Source organism: Mesorhizobium sp. WSM4833, from assembly GCF_055811095.1.
In genome coordinates this window covers 86,486-102,376 of the sequence record NZ_JBVVQG010000011.1, presented here as the reverse complement: position 1 = coordinate 102,376, position 15,891 = coordinate 86,486, and the positions used below count along the sequence as shown (strand labels likewise).

17 protein-coding genes and 3 pseudogenes are annotated in these 15,891 nt (G+C 62.2%); 6 read left to right on the top strand and 14 right to left on the bottom strand.

What is annotated here, in order from left to right; all coding sequences use genetic code 11:
• Positions 1-199: 199 nt before the first annotated feature.
• The 4 genes from AC0L2D_RS22375 to AC0L2D_RS22360 all read right to left on the bottom strand — a co-directional run bounded on the left by AC0L2D_RS22375 (position 200) and on the right by AC0L2D_RS22360 (position 4,147).
• Positions 200-1,222 (bottom strand): glycosyltransferase family 4 protein, encoded by a 1,023-nt coding sequence (locus AC0L2D_RS22375; protein ID WP_027162148.1) that lies wholly within the window; start codon positions 1,220-1,222, stop codon positions 200-202.
• 220 nt (positions 1,223-1,442) lie between these two features.
• A complete protein-coding gene (locus AC0L2D_RS22370; RefSeq protein ID WP_013530013.1) occupies positions 1,443-2,858 on the bottom strand; it encodes an ATP-binding protein in 1,416 nt (471 codons plus the stop codon).
• A gap of 49 nt (positions 2,859-2,907) precedes the next feature.
• Positions 2,908-3,627, bottom strand: a complete 720-nt coding sequence (locus AC0L2D_RS22365; protein WP_013530014.1) for a response regulator — start codon at positions 3,625-3,627, stop codon at positions 2,908-2,910.
• A complete protein-coding gene (locus AC0L2D_RS22360) occupies positions 3,614-4,147 on the bottom strand; it encodes a MarR family winged helix-turn-helix transcriptional regulator (RefSeq protein WP_024505623.1) in 534 nt (177 codons plus the stop codon). The genes AC0L2D_RS22365 and AC0L2D_RS22360 overlap by 14 nt, the downstream gene beginning before the upstream one ends.
• A 246-nt stretch (positions 4,148-4,393) precedes the next feature.
• On the opposite strand from AC0L2D_RS22360, the gene AC0L2D_RS22355 reads away from it, so the two are divergent.
• The 3 genes from AC0L2D_RS22355 to AC0L2D_RS22345 all read left to right on the top strand — a co-directional run bounded on the left by AC0L2D_RS22355 (position 4,394) and on the right by AC0L2D_RS22345 (position 6,526).
• The gene (locus tag AC0L2D_RS22355; protein WP_013530016.1) at positions 4,394-5,287 is read left to right on the top strand and encodes a branched-chain amino acid aminotransferase; all 894 of its coding nucleotides are present in this window, start codon (positions 4,394-4,396) and stop codon (positions 5,285-5,287) included.
• A 145-nt stretch (positions 5,288-5,432) separates the two neighbouring features.
• Positions 5,433-5,750 (top strand): hypothetical protein, encoded by a 318-nt coding sequence (locus AC0L2D_RS22350; protein WP_013530017.1) that lies wholly within the window; start codon positions 5,433-5,435, stop codon positions 5,748-5,750.
• Between the two features lie 137 nt (positions 5,751-5,887).
• Positions 5,888-6,526, top strand: coding sequence for an MBL fold metallo-hydrolase (locus tag AC0L2D_RS22345; RefSeq protein WP_473542437.1), 639 nt, complete (start codon positions 5,888-5,890; stop codon positions 6,524-6,526).
• Positions 6,527-6,653: 127 nt separating this feature from the next.
• Here AC0L2D_RS22345 and AC0L2D_RS22340 read toward each other — a convergent pair whose 3' ends face one another.
• The 3 genes from AC0L2D_RS22340 to AC0L2D_RS22330 form a co-directional block, all read right to left on the bottom strand.
• Entirely contained in the window at positions 6,654-7,085 is a 432-nt protein-coding gene (locus tag AC0L2D_RS22340; RefSeq protein ID WP_013530019.1) for a BA14K family protein, read from the bottom strand.
• Positions 7,086-7,268: 183 nt separating this feature from the next.
• On the bottom strand, positions 7,269-7,481 hold the full coding sequence (locus AC0L2D_RS22335; protein ID WP_013530020.1) for a cold-shock protein: 213 nt from the start codon (positions 7,479-7,481) through the stop codon (positions 7,269-7,271).
• Between the two features lie 320 nt (positions 7,482-7,801).
• The gene (locus AC0L2D_RS22330; protein ID WP_006202520.1) at positions 7,802-8,014 is read right to left on the bottom strand and encodes a cold-shock protein; all 213 of its coding nucleotides are present in this window, start codon (positions 8,012-8,014) and stop codon (positions 7,802-7,804) included.
• Positions 8,015-8,515: 501 nt separating this feature from the next.
• On the opposite strand from AC0L2D_RS22330, the gene AC0L2D_RS22325 reads away from it, so the two are divergent.
• Entirely contained in the window at positions 8,516-8,938 is a 423-nt protein-coding gene (locus tag AC0L2D_RS22325) for a Kazal-type serine protease inhibitor domain-containing protein (protein WP_473542510.1), read from the top strand.
• A gap of 31 nt (positions 8,939-8,969) precedes the next feature.
• Here the strand turns inward: AC0L2D_RS22325 and AC0L2D_RS22320 are convergent.
• Positions 8,970-9,410, bottom strand: a pseudogene (locus AC0L2D_RS22320) (EAL domain-containing protein); the annotation flags it as partial.
• 195 nt (positions 9,411-9,605) lie between these two features.
• Between AC0L2D_RS22320 and AC0L2D_RS22315 the strand changes: the two are divergent.
• The gene (locus AC0L2D_RS22315; protein ID WP_473542434.1) at positions 9,606-11,228 is read left to right on the top strand and encodes a tetratricopeptide repeat-containing sulfotransferase family protein; all 1,623 of its coding nucleotides are present in this window, start codon (positions 9,606-9,608) and stop codon (positions 11,226-11,228) included.
• A 67-nt stretch (positions 11,229-11,295) separates the two neighbouring features.
• Here AC0L2D_RS22315 and AC0L2D_RS22310 read toward each other — a convergent pair whose 3' ends face one another.
• Both AC0L2D_RS22310 and AC0L2D_RS22305 read right to left on the bottom strand, forming a co-directional pair.
• A complete protein-coding gene (locus AC0L2D_RS22310; RefSeq protein WP_024504189.1) occupies positions 11,296-11,649 on the bottom strand; it encodes a DUF1428 domain-containing protein in 354 nt (117 codons plus the stop codon).
• 74 nt (positions 11,650-11,723) lie between these two features.
• Complete coding sequence (locus tag AC0L2D_RS22305; RefSeq protein WP_013530024.1) at positions 11,724-12,152, bottom strand: VOC family protein; 429 nt, start codon at positions 12,150-12,152, stop codon at positions 11,724-11,726.
• A gap of 237 nt (positions 12,153-12,389) precedes the next feature.
• Between AC0L2D_RS22305 and AC0L2D_RS22300 the strand changes: the two genes are divergently transcribed.
• Positions 12,390-13,004 (top strand): glutathione S-transferase family protein, encoded by a 615-nt coding sequence (locus AC0L2D_RS22300; protein ID WP_473542432.1) that lies wholly within the window; start codon positions 12,390-12,392, stop codon positions 13,002-13,004.
• A gap of 16 nt (positions 13,005-13,020) precedes the next feature.
• Here the strand turns inward: AC0L2D_RS22300 and AC0L2D_RS22295 are convergent, their stop codons facing one another.
• The 4 genes and pseudogenes from AC0L2D_RS22295 to AC0L2D_RS22280 form a co-directional block, all read right to left on the bottom strand.
• Positions 13,021-13,179 (bottom strand): hypothetical protein, encoded by a 159-nt coding sequence (locus tag AC0L2D_RS22295; RefSeq protein WP_013530026.1) that lies wholly within the window; start codon positions 13,177-13,179, stop codon positions 13,021-13,023.
• A 158-nt stretch (positions 13,180-13,337) separates the two neighbouring features.
• A pseudogene (locus tag AC0L2D_RS22290) lies at positions 13,338-13,622 on the bottom strand (HigA family addiction module antitoxin); the annotation flags it as partial.
• 12 nt (positions 13,623-13,634) lie between these two features.
• Positions 13,635-13,917 (bottom strand): annotated as a pseudogene (locus AC0L2D_RS22285) (type II toxin-antitoxin system RelE/ParE family toxin).
• Between the two features lie 128 nt (positions 13,918-14,045).
• Positions 14,046-15,572, bottom strand: a complete 1,527-nt coding sequence (locus AC0L2D_RS22280; protein WP_473542430.1) for an ABC-F family ATP-binding cassette domain-containing protein — start codon at positions 15,570-15,572, stop codon at positions 14,046-14,048.
• Positions 15,573-15,891: the final 319 nt, after the last annotated feature.

Here is a 15,891-nt window from a genome sequence, read left to right as displayed (position 1 = left end):
GCTCAAGTATGGATGACTACGCAGCCCTGAACTGCGTTGTCAATCTGACTTGGTCATGGCTTCGAAGTCGCACAATACGTCATGCCGAACATCCCTTTGAAACAAGGTGCCGTGGCAGACTAACGGTTGATTGTGCGTCGCCGCGCTTTGTCATCCGTGGCGGTGTGTCAGCTTCGCCCTTGGATAACGAAAAGCACGATCAGGCCGCCAGCTTTCGCGGTGTGCCCAGTGCTTCCTCGACCGTATCGAGGAACATTTCCGCACAGGCCTTCCAGCTGTAGCGCATGGCGCGTTCGCGGGCTTCGGCACGGTCGACGTTGAGCGCGGCGAGTGAGGCCTCGCGCAAATCGTTGGAGACCGCGCCGCCAAAACCATCGCCGACAATGTCGATCGGCCCGGTCACCGGATAGGCGGCAACCGGCGTGCCGCTGGCCAGTGCCTCGATGATGACGTTGCCGAACGTGTCGGTGCGGCTCGGGAAGACGAAGACGTCGGCCGAGGCATAGATCTCGGCCAGTTCGTCGTTGGGGCGATGGCCGAGGAAATGCGCTTGCGGATATTTCGCCTTCAGTCTGGCAAGCTCGGGGCCTTCGCCGACGATCACCTTGCTGCCGGGCAGGTCGAGGTCGAGGAAAGCACCCAGGTTCTTTTCGATGGCGACGCGCCCGACGCAGAGGAAGATCGGGCCGGGGAAGCCGAGGTCCTTCTTCCTGTCCGGGCGGAAATGGTCGGTGTCGACGCCGCGCGTCCATGGCCGCAGCTTGGTGAAGCCGCGCGCGGAAAGGTCGTCGGCGAGCGACTGGGTGGCGACCAGCGTGCCCTGGCCGGAATTATGGAAATCGCGCAGCCAGCGATAGGCCCAGCTTTCCGGCACCGGCAGGCGGGCGCTGAGATATTCGGGAAAGCGCGTGTGATAGCTGGTGGTGAATGGACGGCCGGCATTGCGGCAATAGCGCCGCGCCATGATGCCCAGCGGTCCTTCGGTGACGATGTGGATGTGGTCGGCCTTGCCGGCGTCGATCAGGCGCGCGACATGGCCGGGCGTGGTCAGCGCCAGCCTGATGTCGGGATAGGTCGGCAAGGGCAGGGTGCGAAAGATATTGGGCGTCAGGAAATCCACCGCGACGTCGAAGGACTTCAGCGTCTCGGTGAGCCGCTCCAGCGTGTGGACGACGCCGTTGACCTGCGGGCGCCAGGCATCGGTGACCATCAGTATGCGCATGGCGGCCCTTTGCTTGAAAGGTCGACGGTTGCCTTGAGACGATGCCGGAACGGCGACCAGCCTGCTGCTCTCGCTTCGCTCCAGCGCACCCGGACAGGTACGGGGTCGAAGTGAGGCGGCAAGGCCGAATCAATTGAGGTCGCGCGCTTCATGCGCGCTCTTGATCATGGTTTCATGACGGGCGGATGAAGCCGTTTCCACTTTTCGGAATCGTGCCCGGTTATGCCGGAACCTTGATGATGGCGCGCAGTCCGCCGAGCGGGCTGTCTTCAAGAGTGATGTCTCCGCCATGGGAGCGGGCGATGTCGCGGGCGATCGACAGGCCGAGCCCGGTGCCGCTGGCATCGAGGTTGCGGGCCTCGTCGAGCCGCACGAAAGGCTTGAACACGTCTTCGCGTCGATCGGCGGGAATGCCCGGACCATCGTCATCGATGGTGACCAGCAGCGAGCCGCGGCCATGGGTGGCGTTGACCTCCACCGTCTTGGCATAGCGGAAGGCGTTGCCGATGACGTTGGACATCAGCCGGGCAAAGGCATTGGGCCGCACATGCACATCGTGATCGCCGGCAAGCGTCGTCGACAGCTTACGCTTGCGCAGCCTGGCTTCCTCGTCGAGCTTTTCGAAATAGGCCTCGAGATCGAACCGTCCGGCGTCTTCCGAAGCTTCGCCGCGGGCAAAGGACAGATAGCCTTCGAGCATCGACTGCATGTCGTCGATGTCCTGGTCGAGCGCTGCCTTGGTCTCGGCCTTGCCGCCGGAAAGCGCCAGCTGCAGCTTGAAGCGAGTGAGGATGGTTCTGAGGTCATGGCTGACGCCGGTCAGCATGGCGGTGCGCTGTTCGATCTGGCGTTCGATGCGCTCGCGCATCTGCATGAAGGCAAAGCCGGCGCGGCGAACCTCCTCGGCGCCGCGCGGCCGGAAATCGCGCGGCATCGGCCGGCCCTTGCCAAAGCTTTCGGCGGCTTCGGCAAGCATCAGGATCGGCCGGATCTGGTTGCGCAGGAAGGGAATGGCGATCATCAACAGAACCAGCGAGGTGCCGACCATCCAGATCAGGAAGATGTGGGTGTTCGAGGCATAGGCCTGGCTGCGGCGCACGAAGACGCGCAGCACCTTGCCCTCGAGCTGCACGCGCACCTCGACGATGTTGGAGTTGCCGACCGTGTCGATCCAGAACGGGCGGTTGATCTGGCGGGTGATCTCGGACGAGAGAACATCATCCAAAATCGAGAAAAACGGCTTTGGACCGGGCGCGGGGAGTGGGTCGGGCGGTAAGAGGTCGACCTTCAGCTGCATGCGGTCCTGGGCGATGCGGATGATGTTGGTGTAGTCGGCATCGCGCGGATAGGTCTCGATCAGGTCGATGATGGCGGCGATGTCGCGCACGGTGGCCTGCGACAGGCGCTGCGTCACGGTTGCCCAGTGACGTTCCATGAAGACGAAGGCGACGACCGATTGCAGCAGGATCATCGGCGCGATGACGATGATCAGCGAGCGGGCATAGAGCCGCTTGGGCATATAGAGCGAGACGAGGCGCCAGAAGCGGTTCCAGGCGCGCGGCACCGCCTTCAGCGTCCGCGCGGCGCGTGCGCTCAAGCCGCCATTGCCCGGCTGTTCCAGTTCCGTGGTTGCCATTCGCTCTTTTCGCTTGCCCGCAGCCGTTCAGCCGGCCGCAGGCGGCATTCTATTCCACGCTGAGCCGATACCCAATACCGCGTACGGTCTGCAGCCAGACCGGATTGGACGGATCGCGCTCGATCTTGCGGCGCAGCCGGTTGATCTGGACGTCGATGGTGCGCTCGCCGACTTCCGAATCGTCGCCGACAAGCTCGTGGCGGGGTATCGTCTCGCCCGCCCGCGCGGCGAAGATCGCCAGGATCTCCTGCTCGCGATCGGTCAGCTTCAACGCCTCGCCGCCACGCTTCAATTCGCGCCGGGCGATCTGGAACGTGTAGGGGCCGAAGACCAACTGCTCGACCTTGGGCGTGGTCGCCGGGCCACCGCGGCGCAGGATGTTGTTGATGCGCAGGATCAGCTCGCGCGGATCGAACGGCTTTGGCAGATAGTCGTCGGCGCCAGCCTCCAGCCCTGAGATGCGGCTGTCGGTCTCCGACAGCGCTGTGAGCATCAGGATCGGTACGTTCTTTTCGGCCCGCAGCGACTTGGTCAGGTCGACGCCCGTCTCGCCGGGCATCATGACGTCCAGCACCAGAAGGTCGAAGTCGAGGCCGGCAAGCTTGCGCCTGGCTTCGCCGGCATTGCCGGCAACGGTGACGCGAAAGCCATTTTCGGTCAGATACTGCTTGAGAAGATTGCGGATGCGGGTGTCGTCGTCGACGACAAGCAGATGCGGCGCGTCGTCGTCCGGCGCGGCCGCGTGATCGACCCGTTCAGTGCTCTCCATGGCTTTTCCCTGACATTTTTGCGGACCCAACGTCGATCTGCGCCCTCAGTTCCGGATTGACCATCGCTTCGAGGAACCGTTCCACCAAGGTCCGTTCGGTTACTCCGGAATCCCCCAATGCAGCATGGATGCGGCGCGACTGTGGCCGCGCCAGCGCCAGCGCCAGCGCACGGCCTTTGGCTGTCGGATAAAGTTCGCGCTGGCGGCGGTCGCGCGGACCTTGCAACTGCACGATATGGTCGGTGTCGATCAGTTGCTTGAGCACACGGGCCAGGCTCTGCTTGGTGATCTTCAGCACGTCGAGCAGTTCGGCGACCGTCAGGCCCGGCCTGCGGTTGACGAAATGCAGCACCCGGTGGTGGGCCCGGCCGAAGCCGTAATCGGCCAGGATCTGGTCCGGATCGGAGGTGAAGTCGCGATAGGCAAAGAAGAGCAGCTCGATGATGGCGAAGTCGATGCCGTCCTCGACCGACATTGCGGTCCTGATCGGTTTTCCGGCGGCTGGGCTTCGATCCGTCATTATTTCTCCGTGGGAAAGAGAGATTATGTCAGTACTATTGACGTAATTTCCCTGCAATGGTAATTTTTGACAAGCTTTTGGGCGGATTGCGAACGAAAAGGCAAGGGAAGCCGGTTTTTCCGGAATTTCCTAAGTTTGCCAGAGCGCAATTATCCGCCTACGCTCCACCATAAAAGCCGCTTTGGGCGGCCGACACGAAACACACAACGATACAACTATCCGGGCTGCCGCCCGTGGGAGGTTACCATGGCATCCGTTCCCTTCGATCAACTCGATGGCTTCATCTGGATGAACGGCGAATTCGTCCAATGGGGTGACGCCAAGATCCATGTGCTGACGCACGGGCTGCATTACGCCAGCGCTGTTTTCGAGGGAGAGCGCGCCTATGGCGGCGAGATATTCAAGCTCAACGAACACACCGAGCGCCTGCATGAATCGGCACGCCTGCTCGGTTTCAAGATCCCCTATTCGGTGGCCGAACTCAACGACGCCTCTTCCACGCTTCTCAAGAAGCAGGGTTTCCAGGACGCCTATGTCCGGCCGATCGCCTGGCGCGGCAGTGAGCAGATGGGCGTCTCGGCGCAGAACAACCGCATCAACTGCGCCATCGCCATCTGGCAATGGCCGAGCTATTTCGATCCTGCGCAGAAGCTGAAAGGCATCCGTCTCGATGTGGCGGAATGGCGCCGGCCCGACCCGCGCACCGCGCCTTCCAAGTCGAAGGCCGCCGGGCTCTACATGATCTGCACCATGTCCAAGCACGCCGCCGAGGCCAAGGGCTATGCCGACGCCATGATGCTCGACTGGCGTGGCCAGGTCGCCGAAGCGACCGGAGCCAACATCTTCTTCGTCAAGGACGGCAAGATCCACACACCCAAGCCCGACTGCTTCCTCGACGGCATCACCCGCCGCACGGTCATCGGGTTGGCCAAGGATCGCGGCCTGGAGGTAATTGAACGCGCCATCCTGCCGGAAGAGCTGGAAAGCTTCGAGCAGTGCTTCCTGACCGGGACGGCAGCGGAAGTGACGCCGGTTTCGGAGATCGGGCCTTACCGATTCGAGGTCGGCGAAATAGCCAAGAATCTTATGAATGACTATTCTGCGGCCGTTCAGCCCAAGCACGCGATCGCCGCAGAATAACGAAAGCCACAGCTTTTTTAGGAAGTAGGGGCGGTTTTCGGGCCGCCCCTTTTATTTCAGCGTTTCTGCATTTGACTTTCGTCCAATTCGGCGTCTCATGATGGTGTCGGCCCGGGAGGCTGACAGCTATGGAGGGACTAATCATATGGACATGAACACGCTTCTTCCGATCATCATACAGGTGATTACTGGCATCATCGGTGGTCAGGCGGTCGGTGCGGCGCTCAAGACGGCGGCGATGGGTCAGCTTCCCAAAATCCTGGGCGGAGCCATTGGCGGCGTCGGTGGTGCGGCGATCCTCGGCAGCCTGCTGGGTGGCGGTGCGGTCGATCCGGCGGCTGCGGCAGCAGCAACGAGCGGTCTCGGCAGCGCGCTGAACCTGCAGAACATCGTCGGCGGCGCTGGCGGCGGCGCGATCCTGACCGCCATTCTCGGTGCGGTCATGGGCGCCATGAAGAAGTAAGCAGGCCGTTTCGGTCTTTTCAAATGGGCGGCTTCGGCCGCCCATTTCCGTTTTGGGGCTACTGACTGTTCGTCTTTCGAGGGTGGACGCCCTTTGTCGGCACCTCTACATCACCCGTGAACATCGAAAGGACGATCATGGGTCAGCTCAATGCCGGCATCGTGCCGGTCACACCGTTCCAGCAGAATTGCACCATCCTGTTCGACATGGATGACAAGCATGGCGTCGTCGTCGATCCGGGCGGCGATATCGATAAGGTACTGGCGGTGCTGAAGGACAATGCGATCTCAGCCGGAGCTATCTGGATAACGCATGGCCACATCGACCATGCCGGCGGTGCAATGGAGTTGAAGGAGGCGCTCGGCGTCGAGATCATCGGTCCGCATGAGGCCGACAAGTCGCTGCTCGACAATCTGGAAAACCAGGGCAAGCGCTACGGCATCGCCGGAGCGCGCAACTGCGTGCCCGACCGGTTCCTGGCCGAAGGCGAGACCGTGTCGTTCGGCGGCCATGTGTTCGAGGTGCTGCACTGCCCCGGCCATGCGCCCGGTCACGTCGTCTACTACAACCGCGCAGCCAAGTTCGTCCATGTCGGCGACGTGCTGTTCCGCGGCTCGGTCGGCCGCACCGACCTGCCGGGCGGCGACCACGCGGCGCTGATCGCTTCGATCAAGGACAAGCTCCTGCCGCTCGGCGACGACATCGGCTTCATCTGTGGCCACGGTCCCGGCGGACGTTTTGGCGAGGAGAGGCGGACCAATCCTTTTTTGACTTGAACCAGGCTCGGAACCGTAGCTGTTTGTCATCAGCCTCAAGCAGACCGTTGACATTGTAGAGACCACAACAAAAAAGCGCTGGCCTTGCGGTCAGCGCTTTTCTGTTTTGGGGCAGGGAAGCCCTTGGTTAGTTGGCAGTGCAGAAATGCTGTTCGCCGTCATTGCCGGTGAACGTGCCGGTACGGGAATTGAAGCTGCGGTAGCGGTCTGAGCAATATTCGTACCAGTCACGCGTCCACGGTTCGGCATAACGATTGGCGTAGACCACCCGCGGCTCCGCATAATAGCGGCGGACCGGGGCCGGGCGCACCACGACGTCACGATCGTAGTAACCGTCATCGTAGTAGCGGTCAGCGTCGGGCGGCGGGCGGTCATTGGCCAATGCGCCACCGATCAGCGCCCCGGCCGCGAGGCCGAGCACGCCGGCGGCAATGGCATCGCCATTGCCATGATGGCCATGATGACGGCGCCAGTCGCGCGCATTCGCGGCGGGCAAGGCCGTGAGCGTGGTGGCGGCCACGGCAGCGGCCAGGACGGCGGTTTTGAAAATTCGGTTCATGTCGGTCTCCTTCGTTCCGGCCCGTGCAGTTTCGGGGATGCGGTCCGGCTTTACCGAAGACTAATATGCGACCGTGGCTGAACGGGGGCTGAACGGATTTTAACGTGTTTATTCAAAACGGACGTCAAAAATCACAGGCTCTCAAGGGAGCGATCTGCCCGGGAGCGCCGGTTCGAAGCCGGCTCAGCCGACCGACAGGTTGACGGCCTTGGGACCCTTGCCGCGCTTATCCGGCTCGGTATCGAACGACACTTTCTGCCCATCCTCGAGGCCGGGAAGACCGGACGCCTGCACAGCTGAAATATGGACGAAAACATCCTTCGCGCCATCATCGGGCGTGATGAAGCCGAAGCCCTTGGCATGATTGAAGAATTTGACGGTGCCGGTCTGCGGCATGGGAAGCTCCTTTGTCCCATAAACTCCAGTCTCGGGCCGGCAAATGCCCGAGTGGAAATTTGTCCTTTATTTTAGCGTCATCGGCAAGAGAAAGTTTTGCGGGCGTCTAAAGCACGTTGCGGCATGCTTCGGGTCTTTGTTTTTATGCAAGTCGTTGCCCAGAACCCGGCCGCTTGGGCGACATCACTGGCCCGCGCCTTCGATAAGGAAAAGGCGCGACGAAGATCGCCGCGCCTTTCAAAATTCAGATCCCTCTCCAGGCCAGGTGCAGGCATGGAGCCTCCGTCGCACGTCTGAGTGACATGCGGCGCGCCGATGGCTCAGGCTGCGCGGAGGTTGACGGCCTTGGGGCCCTTGCCCATGCGGTCCGGCTCGACGTCGAAGGTGACCTTCTGGCCGTCAACGAGCGTGCGCAAGCCGGAAGCTTCGATCGCGGAGATATGGACGAACACATCCTTGGCGCCACCATCGGGCGTGATGAAACCGAAGCCTTTGGTCGCGTTGAAGAATTTAACGGTGCCGGTCTGGGCCATTGGGGAAACTCCTTCACCCGTTCAGTCTTTGGTGGTCCCGCCCGCCGCCTGGCGCAAAGGGCAGTTCCCGGTGGTTGCTTCGGCAGTCATGCATTGGCGCATGGTCAAACCCCCCGCCGAAAACGGGGCCGTCAGAGATTCACAGTATCGGGGAAAGGTCGTCCAAAACGTTCCGCTCTCCGGGTCGCAAATGCCCGAACACGGAATTTATCGCACGGAAACGTGATGGTTGCAAGATACCGCCGCGGGCCGCCGTACTGGCGCATCCCGACGCATCAATCGACTGACCTGAGCATCGATGGGCTCGGCATAGGCTTGCTTGCCGGCCGGGTCATCGGCCAGAACCGGGCCACGAATGGGCCAGATGTCGAGGTGGCCGAGGAGGTCGACGCCGCCTACAGCCCCAGCGCGTTTCCGACTGAAAGGGCTGCAAACGGGGGTTGCATTTGGCAAGGGAATGGCGAGGATCGGCAACCGGGGACGCGATCGTGGGAGATCATCATGAAATATCTGGCGGCAATCTTTTCGCGGCAGGGTTTTGTCATCCTGTTGCTGTCGGCACTTCTTGCCGCCTGCACCGTCGTCGTCGATGACGGACCAGGGCCGCGTCCGCGTCCGCCCCGGCCGGAACCGCAATATTGCAGCAAGCAGTACGAGCCGGTCTGTGCCCGGCGCGGCGGCGATCGCCAGACCTTCGCCAATGCCTGTCTTGCCGACCGGGCCGGCTACCGCATCGTGCGCGACGGTCCGTGCCGCGACGGTGGTGGCGGTGGCGGTGGCGGTGGCGATGGTGAAGAGCAGACGTTCTGCACCCGCGAATATGCGCCGGTGTGCGCGCGCCGGCATGGCGAGATGCGCACCTTCCCCAATTCCTGCGAAGCCCGTGCCGCGGACTATCGCGTCGTTGGCGATGGGCCGTGTTGAGAACGCTGCGCCTCGTTGAGGACGACAAGCATCAAGCCGTCGGCTTCACCTGGCGACAGTCGGCGATGAACTCGGACGCGGGCATGGGTCTGGCAAACAGCCGGCCCTGGCCGTAGTCGACGTCGCGCGCCGCGAGGTAGTCGGCCTGCGCCTGCGTTTCCACGCCTTCGGCAACGATCTTCAGCTTTAGTGTCTTGGCCATGTCGATGATATATGGGGCGACGGAACTGGTGGCGGAATTCGTGCTGATCGTATCGATGAACGATTTGTCGATTATGAGCGCATCGAGCGGCAGCCCCTCGAGATAGGACAGGCTGGAGTAGCCGGTGCCGAAGTCGTCGATTGCCACTGCGTGGCCAAGTTCGCGGGCACGAACGAGCGTTGAGCGGGCCGAGTTGATATCGATGAACGCGCGCTCCGTGGCCTCGAGCCAGATTTGCTGGGGCCGGATCCCGGTGTGCTGATTTGATCTTTCCGCACCGACGAAAGGATGAGACAGCAAGCGAAGCCTTGAACCTAGGGCGCCGATGGCCTAGATCGCCACAGGCGGATAAAACACGGCAGGTTTCCCATCAACAGAGATCAAAGACGAGCGGCGGGTGCGGGAGCCAGGTCTGGCGCAGGCGGACAGCCGCCGCTGGGCCTCGACCAGTATGTGCAGCAGGCGTTGCAACTGCATCAGGCCGGGCGCCGGCAAGAGGCTGAGACGATCTACCGGCAGGTGCTGGCGCGTCAGCCCAAGCACGCGGCCGCGGCGCATTTCCTGGGACTGCTGCTTCACCAGACCGGGCGCAGCGAAGAAGGGCTGGATCTCATCGAACGGTCGGTGAGCCTGCAGCCGACGAATCCCGATTTCCTCAACAATTTCGGTACGGTGATGCGCGACCTCGGCCGCCCTGCTGCGGCCATCGATTTCTTCCGCGGCGCAGTGGATCTGCGGCCGGATCAACTCGCGGCGCGCGACAATCTCGGCTCATCGCTGAAACAGGTCGGCCAGTTCGAAGAGGCCGAAGAGATTTATCGCGGCACGGTTGCACGCAATCCATTTCATGTGCGCGCCCGCATCGGGCTTGCCGAAACCCTGCAGGAAGCCGGGCGGCTGGATGAGGCGCTGGCTGCCTTCCGCGAAGCGCTGGCGATACGGCCCAAGGATGCCGACCTGCTGCACGGGCTCGGCGTCGGGTTGATGGAAAAGGGCAAGCTCGACGAGGCGGCCGACCTGTTCCGGCAGGCGTTGGCGATCAACCCCGCCATGGCCACAGCCTGGCTGATGCTGACGCAGGTCAAGCGCCAGAAGGAGCGCGACAGCGAACTTGGGGGCATGGAAGCCCAGCATGCCAAGGCGCCGCAGGACAGCCTGGCGCGCATGCAGCTGTCCTTCGGACTCGGCAAGGCGAATGACGATCTCAAGGATTATGGCCGGGCCTTCGACTATTTCGCCGAGGGCAATGCGATCCGCCGCAAAGGCATCGACTACGACCAGGCCAGGACGCGGGCCGAGTTCGAGGCGATGAAGGCCACCTTCGATGCCGGCTTCTTCGAGAAGCACAGGCCCAGCTCAATCAGCGACGACACGCCGATCTTCATTGTCGGCATGCCGCGTTCGGGCACGACGCTGGTCGAGCAGATCATTGCCAGCCATCCGCAGGTCTATGGCGCAGGCGAGCTCAGCATTTTGAAGAAGGCGGTCGGCAGGCAGTTCCCGGCGACTATGCCGGGTGGCTTCCCATGGGGCGTATCGGATACGGGCGATTCGGATTTTGCCGAGGCAGGCCAAGCCTATCTCGACATGCTCCATGCCCGCTATCCGAACATGCGCCACGTCACCGACAAAATGCCGGGCAACTTCCTGCTTGTCGGCTTCATCCACATGATGATGCCGAAGGCCAGGATCATCCACTGCGCGCGCGATGCGGCGGCCACCTGCCTGTCGATCTACAAGGTGCATTTCCGCGGTGACAGCCATCGCTATGGCTACGATCTCGGCGAGCTCGCCGACTTCCACAATCTCTACACCGACATCATGAAGCATTGGCACGCGGTGCTGCCAGGCGTCGTGCACGATGTACGCTACGAGGATTTTGTCGCCGACCAGGAAGGCCAGACGCGGGCATTGATCGCCCATCTCGGCCTGCCCTGGGACGACGCGGCACTATCGTTCCACGAGACCGACCGACCGGTGCGCACGGCTTCAGCCGCACAGGTGCGCCAGCCGATGTATCAGGGGTCGGTCGATCTATGGAAGCGCTATGGTGACCGGCTGAAGCCGCTTCTGGACAGGCTGGATTAGCGCAACGCTCCTGCTTCGTCCTAGGATGACGAAGCTGAGGGGCTTCTGCCAATCTGCTACCGGCTGCTCAAAGCTCTATGAATGGCTTGAAGCCACCGAAGATCATGCGCTTCCCGTCGAACGGCATGTCCGCCCAATCGGCCTTCAGGCGCGGATCTGCCATCACTTTGGCCATGACGGCATCGCGGCTCTCCCGCGACTCATAGACGGCCCAGGCGAAGACGACGATCTCGTCGTCCTTGGCCTGCACGGCGCGCGGGAACGAAGTGACCTCGCCATAGGGCACGTCGTCGCCGATGCATTCGACATAGCCGAGCGCGCCGTGTTCCATCCATATAGGGCCTGCGAGGTTGGCCAGCCTCTTGTAGTCATCGAGATTTGCCTTGGGCACGGCAAGCACGAAGCCATCGACATAGGACATTGTGGGTCTCCTCCTGGAAGTTCACAATCCCTCACCGACGCCAGCCGGTGAGGGACTTCGCCATTGGCGATAGATCAGGCTTTCTTGACCGGCGCGTTCATCGCCCATTCGACGCCGAACGGGTCGCGCATATTGCCCCACTGGTCACCCCAGAACATGATCTGGAGCGGCACGGCGACTTCGCAGCCGGCATCGACGGCGCGCTTCCACCAGGCTTCGATGTCGTCGCTGCCGAGGTGAAGCTGCATGGTGTAACCCTGCGGCTTGACGGCAGGCATGCCGTTTTCGGGATAGAAGTCGGAGAGCATCAGCGTCGAGCCGTTGATGTGGAGGTGGATGTGCATGGTGCGGCCTTTTTCGTCCGCCGGATAGGCAAAGACCTGCTCGGCACCAAAGGCCTTCTTGTAGAATTCGGCAGCCTTGAAGGCGCCATCCAGCTGCAGATAGGGGGTCAATCCGCCGAGCACTTTGGCCGCGGGCTGAACGGGGGTCTGATCGGTCATTTGTTGTTCCTCTTTGCGTTTGGCCTTGCGAGCCAAAGGACGGATGAGGTGCCGGCGTTCCTACATGGCCGGCAGATTTTTTTGGCCGACCGGCCCTGGACAGTCCACGCAGCCGCAGTTGGACGAGAGGCGTGAAACGAACTTGCGTCGACCGCGCCCAATCAGAGCGCAATTCTCTCGGCTCGCAGGCTAGAACAGATGGATCAGGCGAACGCCTCTTCAAATCCTGGGACGACAATGATCCTCTACTATCAGACCCACTCACCCTTCGCGCGCAAGGCGCTCGTCTTCGCCCACGAGGTTGGCATTGCCGATCGGCTGGAGGTCATTCATCACGAGACCAGTCCGACTTTGCGCAATGCCCGCGTCTACACCGAAAACCCGCTCGGCAAAGTGCCGGTGCTGTTGCGGCCCGACGCGTCGCCGATCTTCGATTCCGATGTCATCTGCGCCTATCTCGACATGCTGCATGACGGTCGCAAGCTGCTGCCGCACGACGGCGAGGCGCGCTGGCAGGCATTGCGGTTGCAGGCGGTCGCCCAGGGCCTGGCGCAGACGGGTATAGCCTTGCGCTGGGAGACGGAAAGGAGACCCGAAAAGTTGCGCTATGGTGCTCTCGCCGACGGATACCGGGAAAAGATCGAGGCGAGCTACGACTGGATCGAGAGCACGCTGGACGACGAGGCGCCGCTCCATATCGGCCACATCGCCTTGGCCACCACGCTGTCCTGGATGGCGTTCCGTCACCTTCCGCCTTTTCGCTCACGGGCACTGCTGACGCGCTGGTTCGAGGCTTTCGAAAAACGCGTATCGATGCAGGCGACGCCGCTTTCGGGCGATACGCATGACTGACTGGCGCCCCGCGAGGTCAGGGGCGGCGGCCGTTTTGCGCATCGAAGACGTCCGGAAAACCGATATCCTTGCGCAGCGAGGCAGGCAGTGAACGCAGGACGCGTTCGCTGCGGTGACGAGCGCGCGCTGCCGCATACCGGGTTGCGATGCGACCGATGGACGAAAGAACCGACATGATAATTCTCCCTGGGTTGGGCCGGCATCATCGTGTCGGCATCCCAAGGACGCGACGGGCTGAGGCTATCCGACAGACCGTCGAGATTTTTTTATCGCTAGCTCCGTAGCCTGCTTGAAGCGGGTTGTTGCTAACGCGATTACTTCAGGCCGCGGTTGTAGACGTTCGATTGTTTCAAGATCGGCCTTCTTCGCCTCTCCCTCTACGGCGAGGTCGTAGCTCGCCTGCATATTCATCCAGAACTGCGGCGTGGTTCCGAAGAACTTCGCAAGGCGCAAAGCGGTGTCGGGCGTTACCGGTGTCGTCTCGCTGGCCAGGCGCTCGATGCGTGTGCGGGGCACATGCAGCTTTTTGGCCAGCGTGTAAGGCTTCAGATTGAGCGGCACGAGATATTCCTCACGGAGAATTTCTCCGGGATGGATAGGTGGGTTGATGTTCAGCATTTTGAACCCTCTTCAATGATAGTCGGTGATTTCAACATCCTCCGCTTGCCCTTCCACCCACCGAAAGCAGACGCGGAATTGATCGTTGATGCGGATCGAATGCTGGCCCGCACGGTTACCTTTCAGCGGCTCAAGCCTGTTGCCGGGAGGCGTCTTCAGATTCGACAGTTCGGCGGCGTTGTCGATCATGAACAGCTTCCGCTGGGCTGAGCGGACAAAGGTCCGATGGGAAGCCCTTCGGAGACTTGCCGTTCGAAACGGCTTCGCTGGTCTTGTCTTTGGAGGAGCTTATCATCTTGCCGACCCGAGTGGCGTACCATGGCATGATACGCTTCGGAAGTCAAGAAGACGTCTCGTAACATGATACGAAACTCCGGCCTGCGCTCGACAGGCCGGAACTTCATCGGCAGTTTTGTTCACCGATTAGCCAGCGCCCTCCGCCACCGAGCGGAAGAAATCCTCTGGGTCTTCGACTTCGGTCAGCCGCCGTTTCTCGATCAGCCAGAAGCGGTTGCCGATGGCGCGGATGAAGGAGCGGTCGTGCGAGGCGAGCACACAGCTTGCCTGATGTGCCAGCAGTTCCGCTTCCAGGGCTTCCTGGCCGTCGATGTCGAGATGGTTGGTCGGCTCGTCCAGCAGATAGAAGTTGGGATTGGCGAGCCTCAGCGCCAGCATCATCAGCCGCGCCTTCTGGCCGCCGGACAGCGCACCGATCTTTTTCTCCTGCATCTCGATGACCACGCCGGCGCCTGCCAGCAGCGAGCGGGCACGCTGCTCGCCGACATCGTAGCGGCGCGAGACCAGCATCAGCGGCGTGTCGTCGCCGCTGATGCCCGACAGCGCCTGGTCGCTGTAGCCTAGCACCGTCGACGGCGTCACCTTCACATTCGGCACCGTGTCCGGTTCGACAATGGCATTGCGGATCAGGGTGACGAAGCGCGACTTGCCGACGCCGTTGCGGCCGAGCAGCACGATGCGGTCGCCCTGGCAGATATGGCGCTTGCCGGTCCGAAACAGCGGGGTGCCGTCGGGTGTTTCCACAGCCGCGTCGTCGAGCGTGATCAGCACCTTGGCGTGGGTGCCGCGATTGGCCAGTTTTATGGCACCCGCCGACTTTTCGCGGTGCGCCGGTGCGGCCGCTTCTTCCAGTTTTTCGGCCCGCAGGTTGAGCTGCTTGGTCTTCACCGTCAAAAGGTCGCTGCCCGAATTGATGCCGATGTTGTTGAGCTTGGCCGCCTGCCGGCGCAATTGCTGCGCCACCTTCATGTCGCGCTGGAACTTGCGCTCGGTCGAAGCATCGACCTCGTCGAGCGCCTGCCTGGCGCGGGAGTAGGGCAGGGCAAACACCGGCGACTGTTCCGGGCGCAGGAATAGGGTCCGGTTGGTGGTGGCGTCGAGGAAGGCGCGGTCGTGGCTGGCGATGACGACGGGCACCTCGCGCGGCAGCGAGTTCAGCCAGGTTTCGAGCTGGCTGATGCGGACAAGGTCGAGATGGTTGGTCGGCTCGTCGAGCAACAGCACGTCCGGATCGGTGACCCAGACGCGTGCGATTAGCGCAAGCCTCTGCCAGCCGCCACTCAGCGCCTGCATTGGCCGCTCGCGCATCGGCTCGGGCACGTCGAGTGAATCCAGAACCACGTCGACACGCCACATCTCGCTTTCGGCCCGCTCGGACGGCAAGGCATCCGCCACCACCTGCCGGAACATACGGGTGAGAAGGGCCGGGGCAACCGACTGTTCGACATGACCGACGCGCAGGCCGCGCGTGCGGGTGATGTCACCGGAGGTCGGCTCAATCTCGCCGGTCAGACATTTCAGCAAAGTCGACTTGCCGCGGCCATTGGCGGCGACAATGCCGAGCCGGTCGCCGGTGCCGATGGTGAGGTCGAGATTGGCAAACAGCGGCGCACTCATGGTGACGCCGAGGGATTTGAGGCTGATCAGGGCCATTTTGATTTCTCTGGTCTTGCCGGAGACTACTCCGGTCCACTTTGACGGTGCGCTTTCCGGCCATCAGGCTCGGCATTACGCACCACGAAGGGCAGACCAAAAAATCGAAGCGGGAAAAACCCGGACCGTCCCTGGTCAGCCCTGCAAGCTAGCTCGCAGGGCAGAAATCGGGCCACGCTGACGATGGTGACGAGAAAAATCAAACACGTGAGCCCTCCTTTCAAGACGTTCGAGTGTGTCGGAGCGATTACACCAAAGGCGGGGCTGGTGGCAAGTGGGTCGGCGGAATGCGGCGGCGGCGGAGCGCTTCCCTTCCCCT

What these genes read in the sequence shown, in the direction of transcription:
- AC0L2D_RS22365 (WP_013530014.1), bottom strand. Translation starts at nt 3,627, where the DNA reads ATGGAGAGCACTGAACGGGTCGATCACGCGGCCGCGCCGGACGACGAC.
- AC0L2D_RS22370 (WP_013530013.1), bottom strand. Translation starts at nt 2,858, where the DNA reads ATGGCAACCACGGAACTGGAACAGCCGGGCAATGGCGGCTTGAGCGCA.
- AC0L2D_RS22295 (WP_013530026.1), bottom strand. Translation starts at nt 13,179, where the DNA reads ATGTCGGTTCTTTCGTCCATCGGTCGCATCGCAACCCGGTATGCGGCA.
- AC0L2D_RS22335 (WP_013530020.1), bottom strand. Translation starts at nt 7,481, where the DNA reads ATGCCGCAGACCGGCACCGTCAAATTCTTCAATCATGCCAAGGGCTTC.
- AC0L2D_RS22345 (WP_473542437.1), top strand. Translation starts at nt 5,888, where the DNA reads ATGGGTCAGCTCAATGCCGGCATCGTGCCGGTCACACCGTTCCAGCAG.
- AC0L2D_RS22300 (WP_473542432.1), top strand. Translation starts at nt 12,390, where the DNA reads ATGATCCTCTACTATCAGACCCACTCACCCTTCGCGCGCAAGGCGCTC.
- AC0L2D_RS22330 (WP_006202520.1), bottom strand. Translation starts at nt 8,014, where the DNA reads ATGGCCCAGACCGGCACCGTTAAATTCTTCAACGCGACCAAAGGCTTC.
- AC0L2D_RS22340 (WP_013530019.1), bottom strand. Translation starts at nt 7,085, where the DNA reads ATGAACCGAATTTTCAAAACCGCCGTCCTGGCCGCTGCCGTGGCCGCC.
- AC0L2D_RS22310 (WP_024504189.1), bottom strand. Translation starts at nt 11,649, where the DNA reads ATGTCCTATGTCGATGGCTTCGTGCTTGCCGTGCCCAAGGCAAATCTC.
- AC0L2D_RS22325 (WP_473542510.1), top strand. Translation starts at nt 8,516, where the DNA reads ATGAAATATCTGGCGGCAATCTTTTCGCGGCAGGGTTTTGTCATCCTG.
- AC0L2D_RS22355 (WP_013530016.1), top strand. Translation starts at nt 4,394, where the DNA reads ATGGCATCCGTTCCCTTCGATCAACTCGATGGCTTCATCTGGATGAAC.
- AC0L2D_RS22350 (WP_013530017.1), top strand. Translation starts at nt 5,433, where the DNA reads ATGGACATGAACACGCTTCTTCCGATCATCATACAGGTGATTACTGGC.
- AC0L2D_RS22360 (WP_024505623.1), bottom strand. Translation starts at nt 4,147, where the DNA reads ATGACGGATCGAAGCCCAGCCGCCGGAAAACCGATCAGGACCGCAATG.
- AC0L2D_RS22280 (WP_473542430.1), bottom strand. Translation starts at nt 15,572, where the DNA reads ATGGCCCTGATCAGCCTCAAATCCCTCGGCGTCACCATGAGTGCGCCG.
- AC0L2D_RS22375 (WP_027162148.1), bottom strand. Translation starts at nt 1,222, where the DNA reads ATGCGCATACTGATGGTCACCGATGCCTGGCGCCCGCAGGTCAACGGC.
- AC0L2D_RS22305 (WP_013530024.1), bottom strand. Translation starts at nt 12,152, where the DNA reads ATGACCGATCAGACCCCCGTTCAGCCCGCGGCCAAAGTGCTCGGCGGA.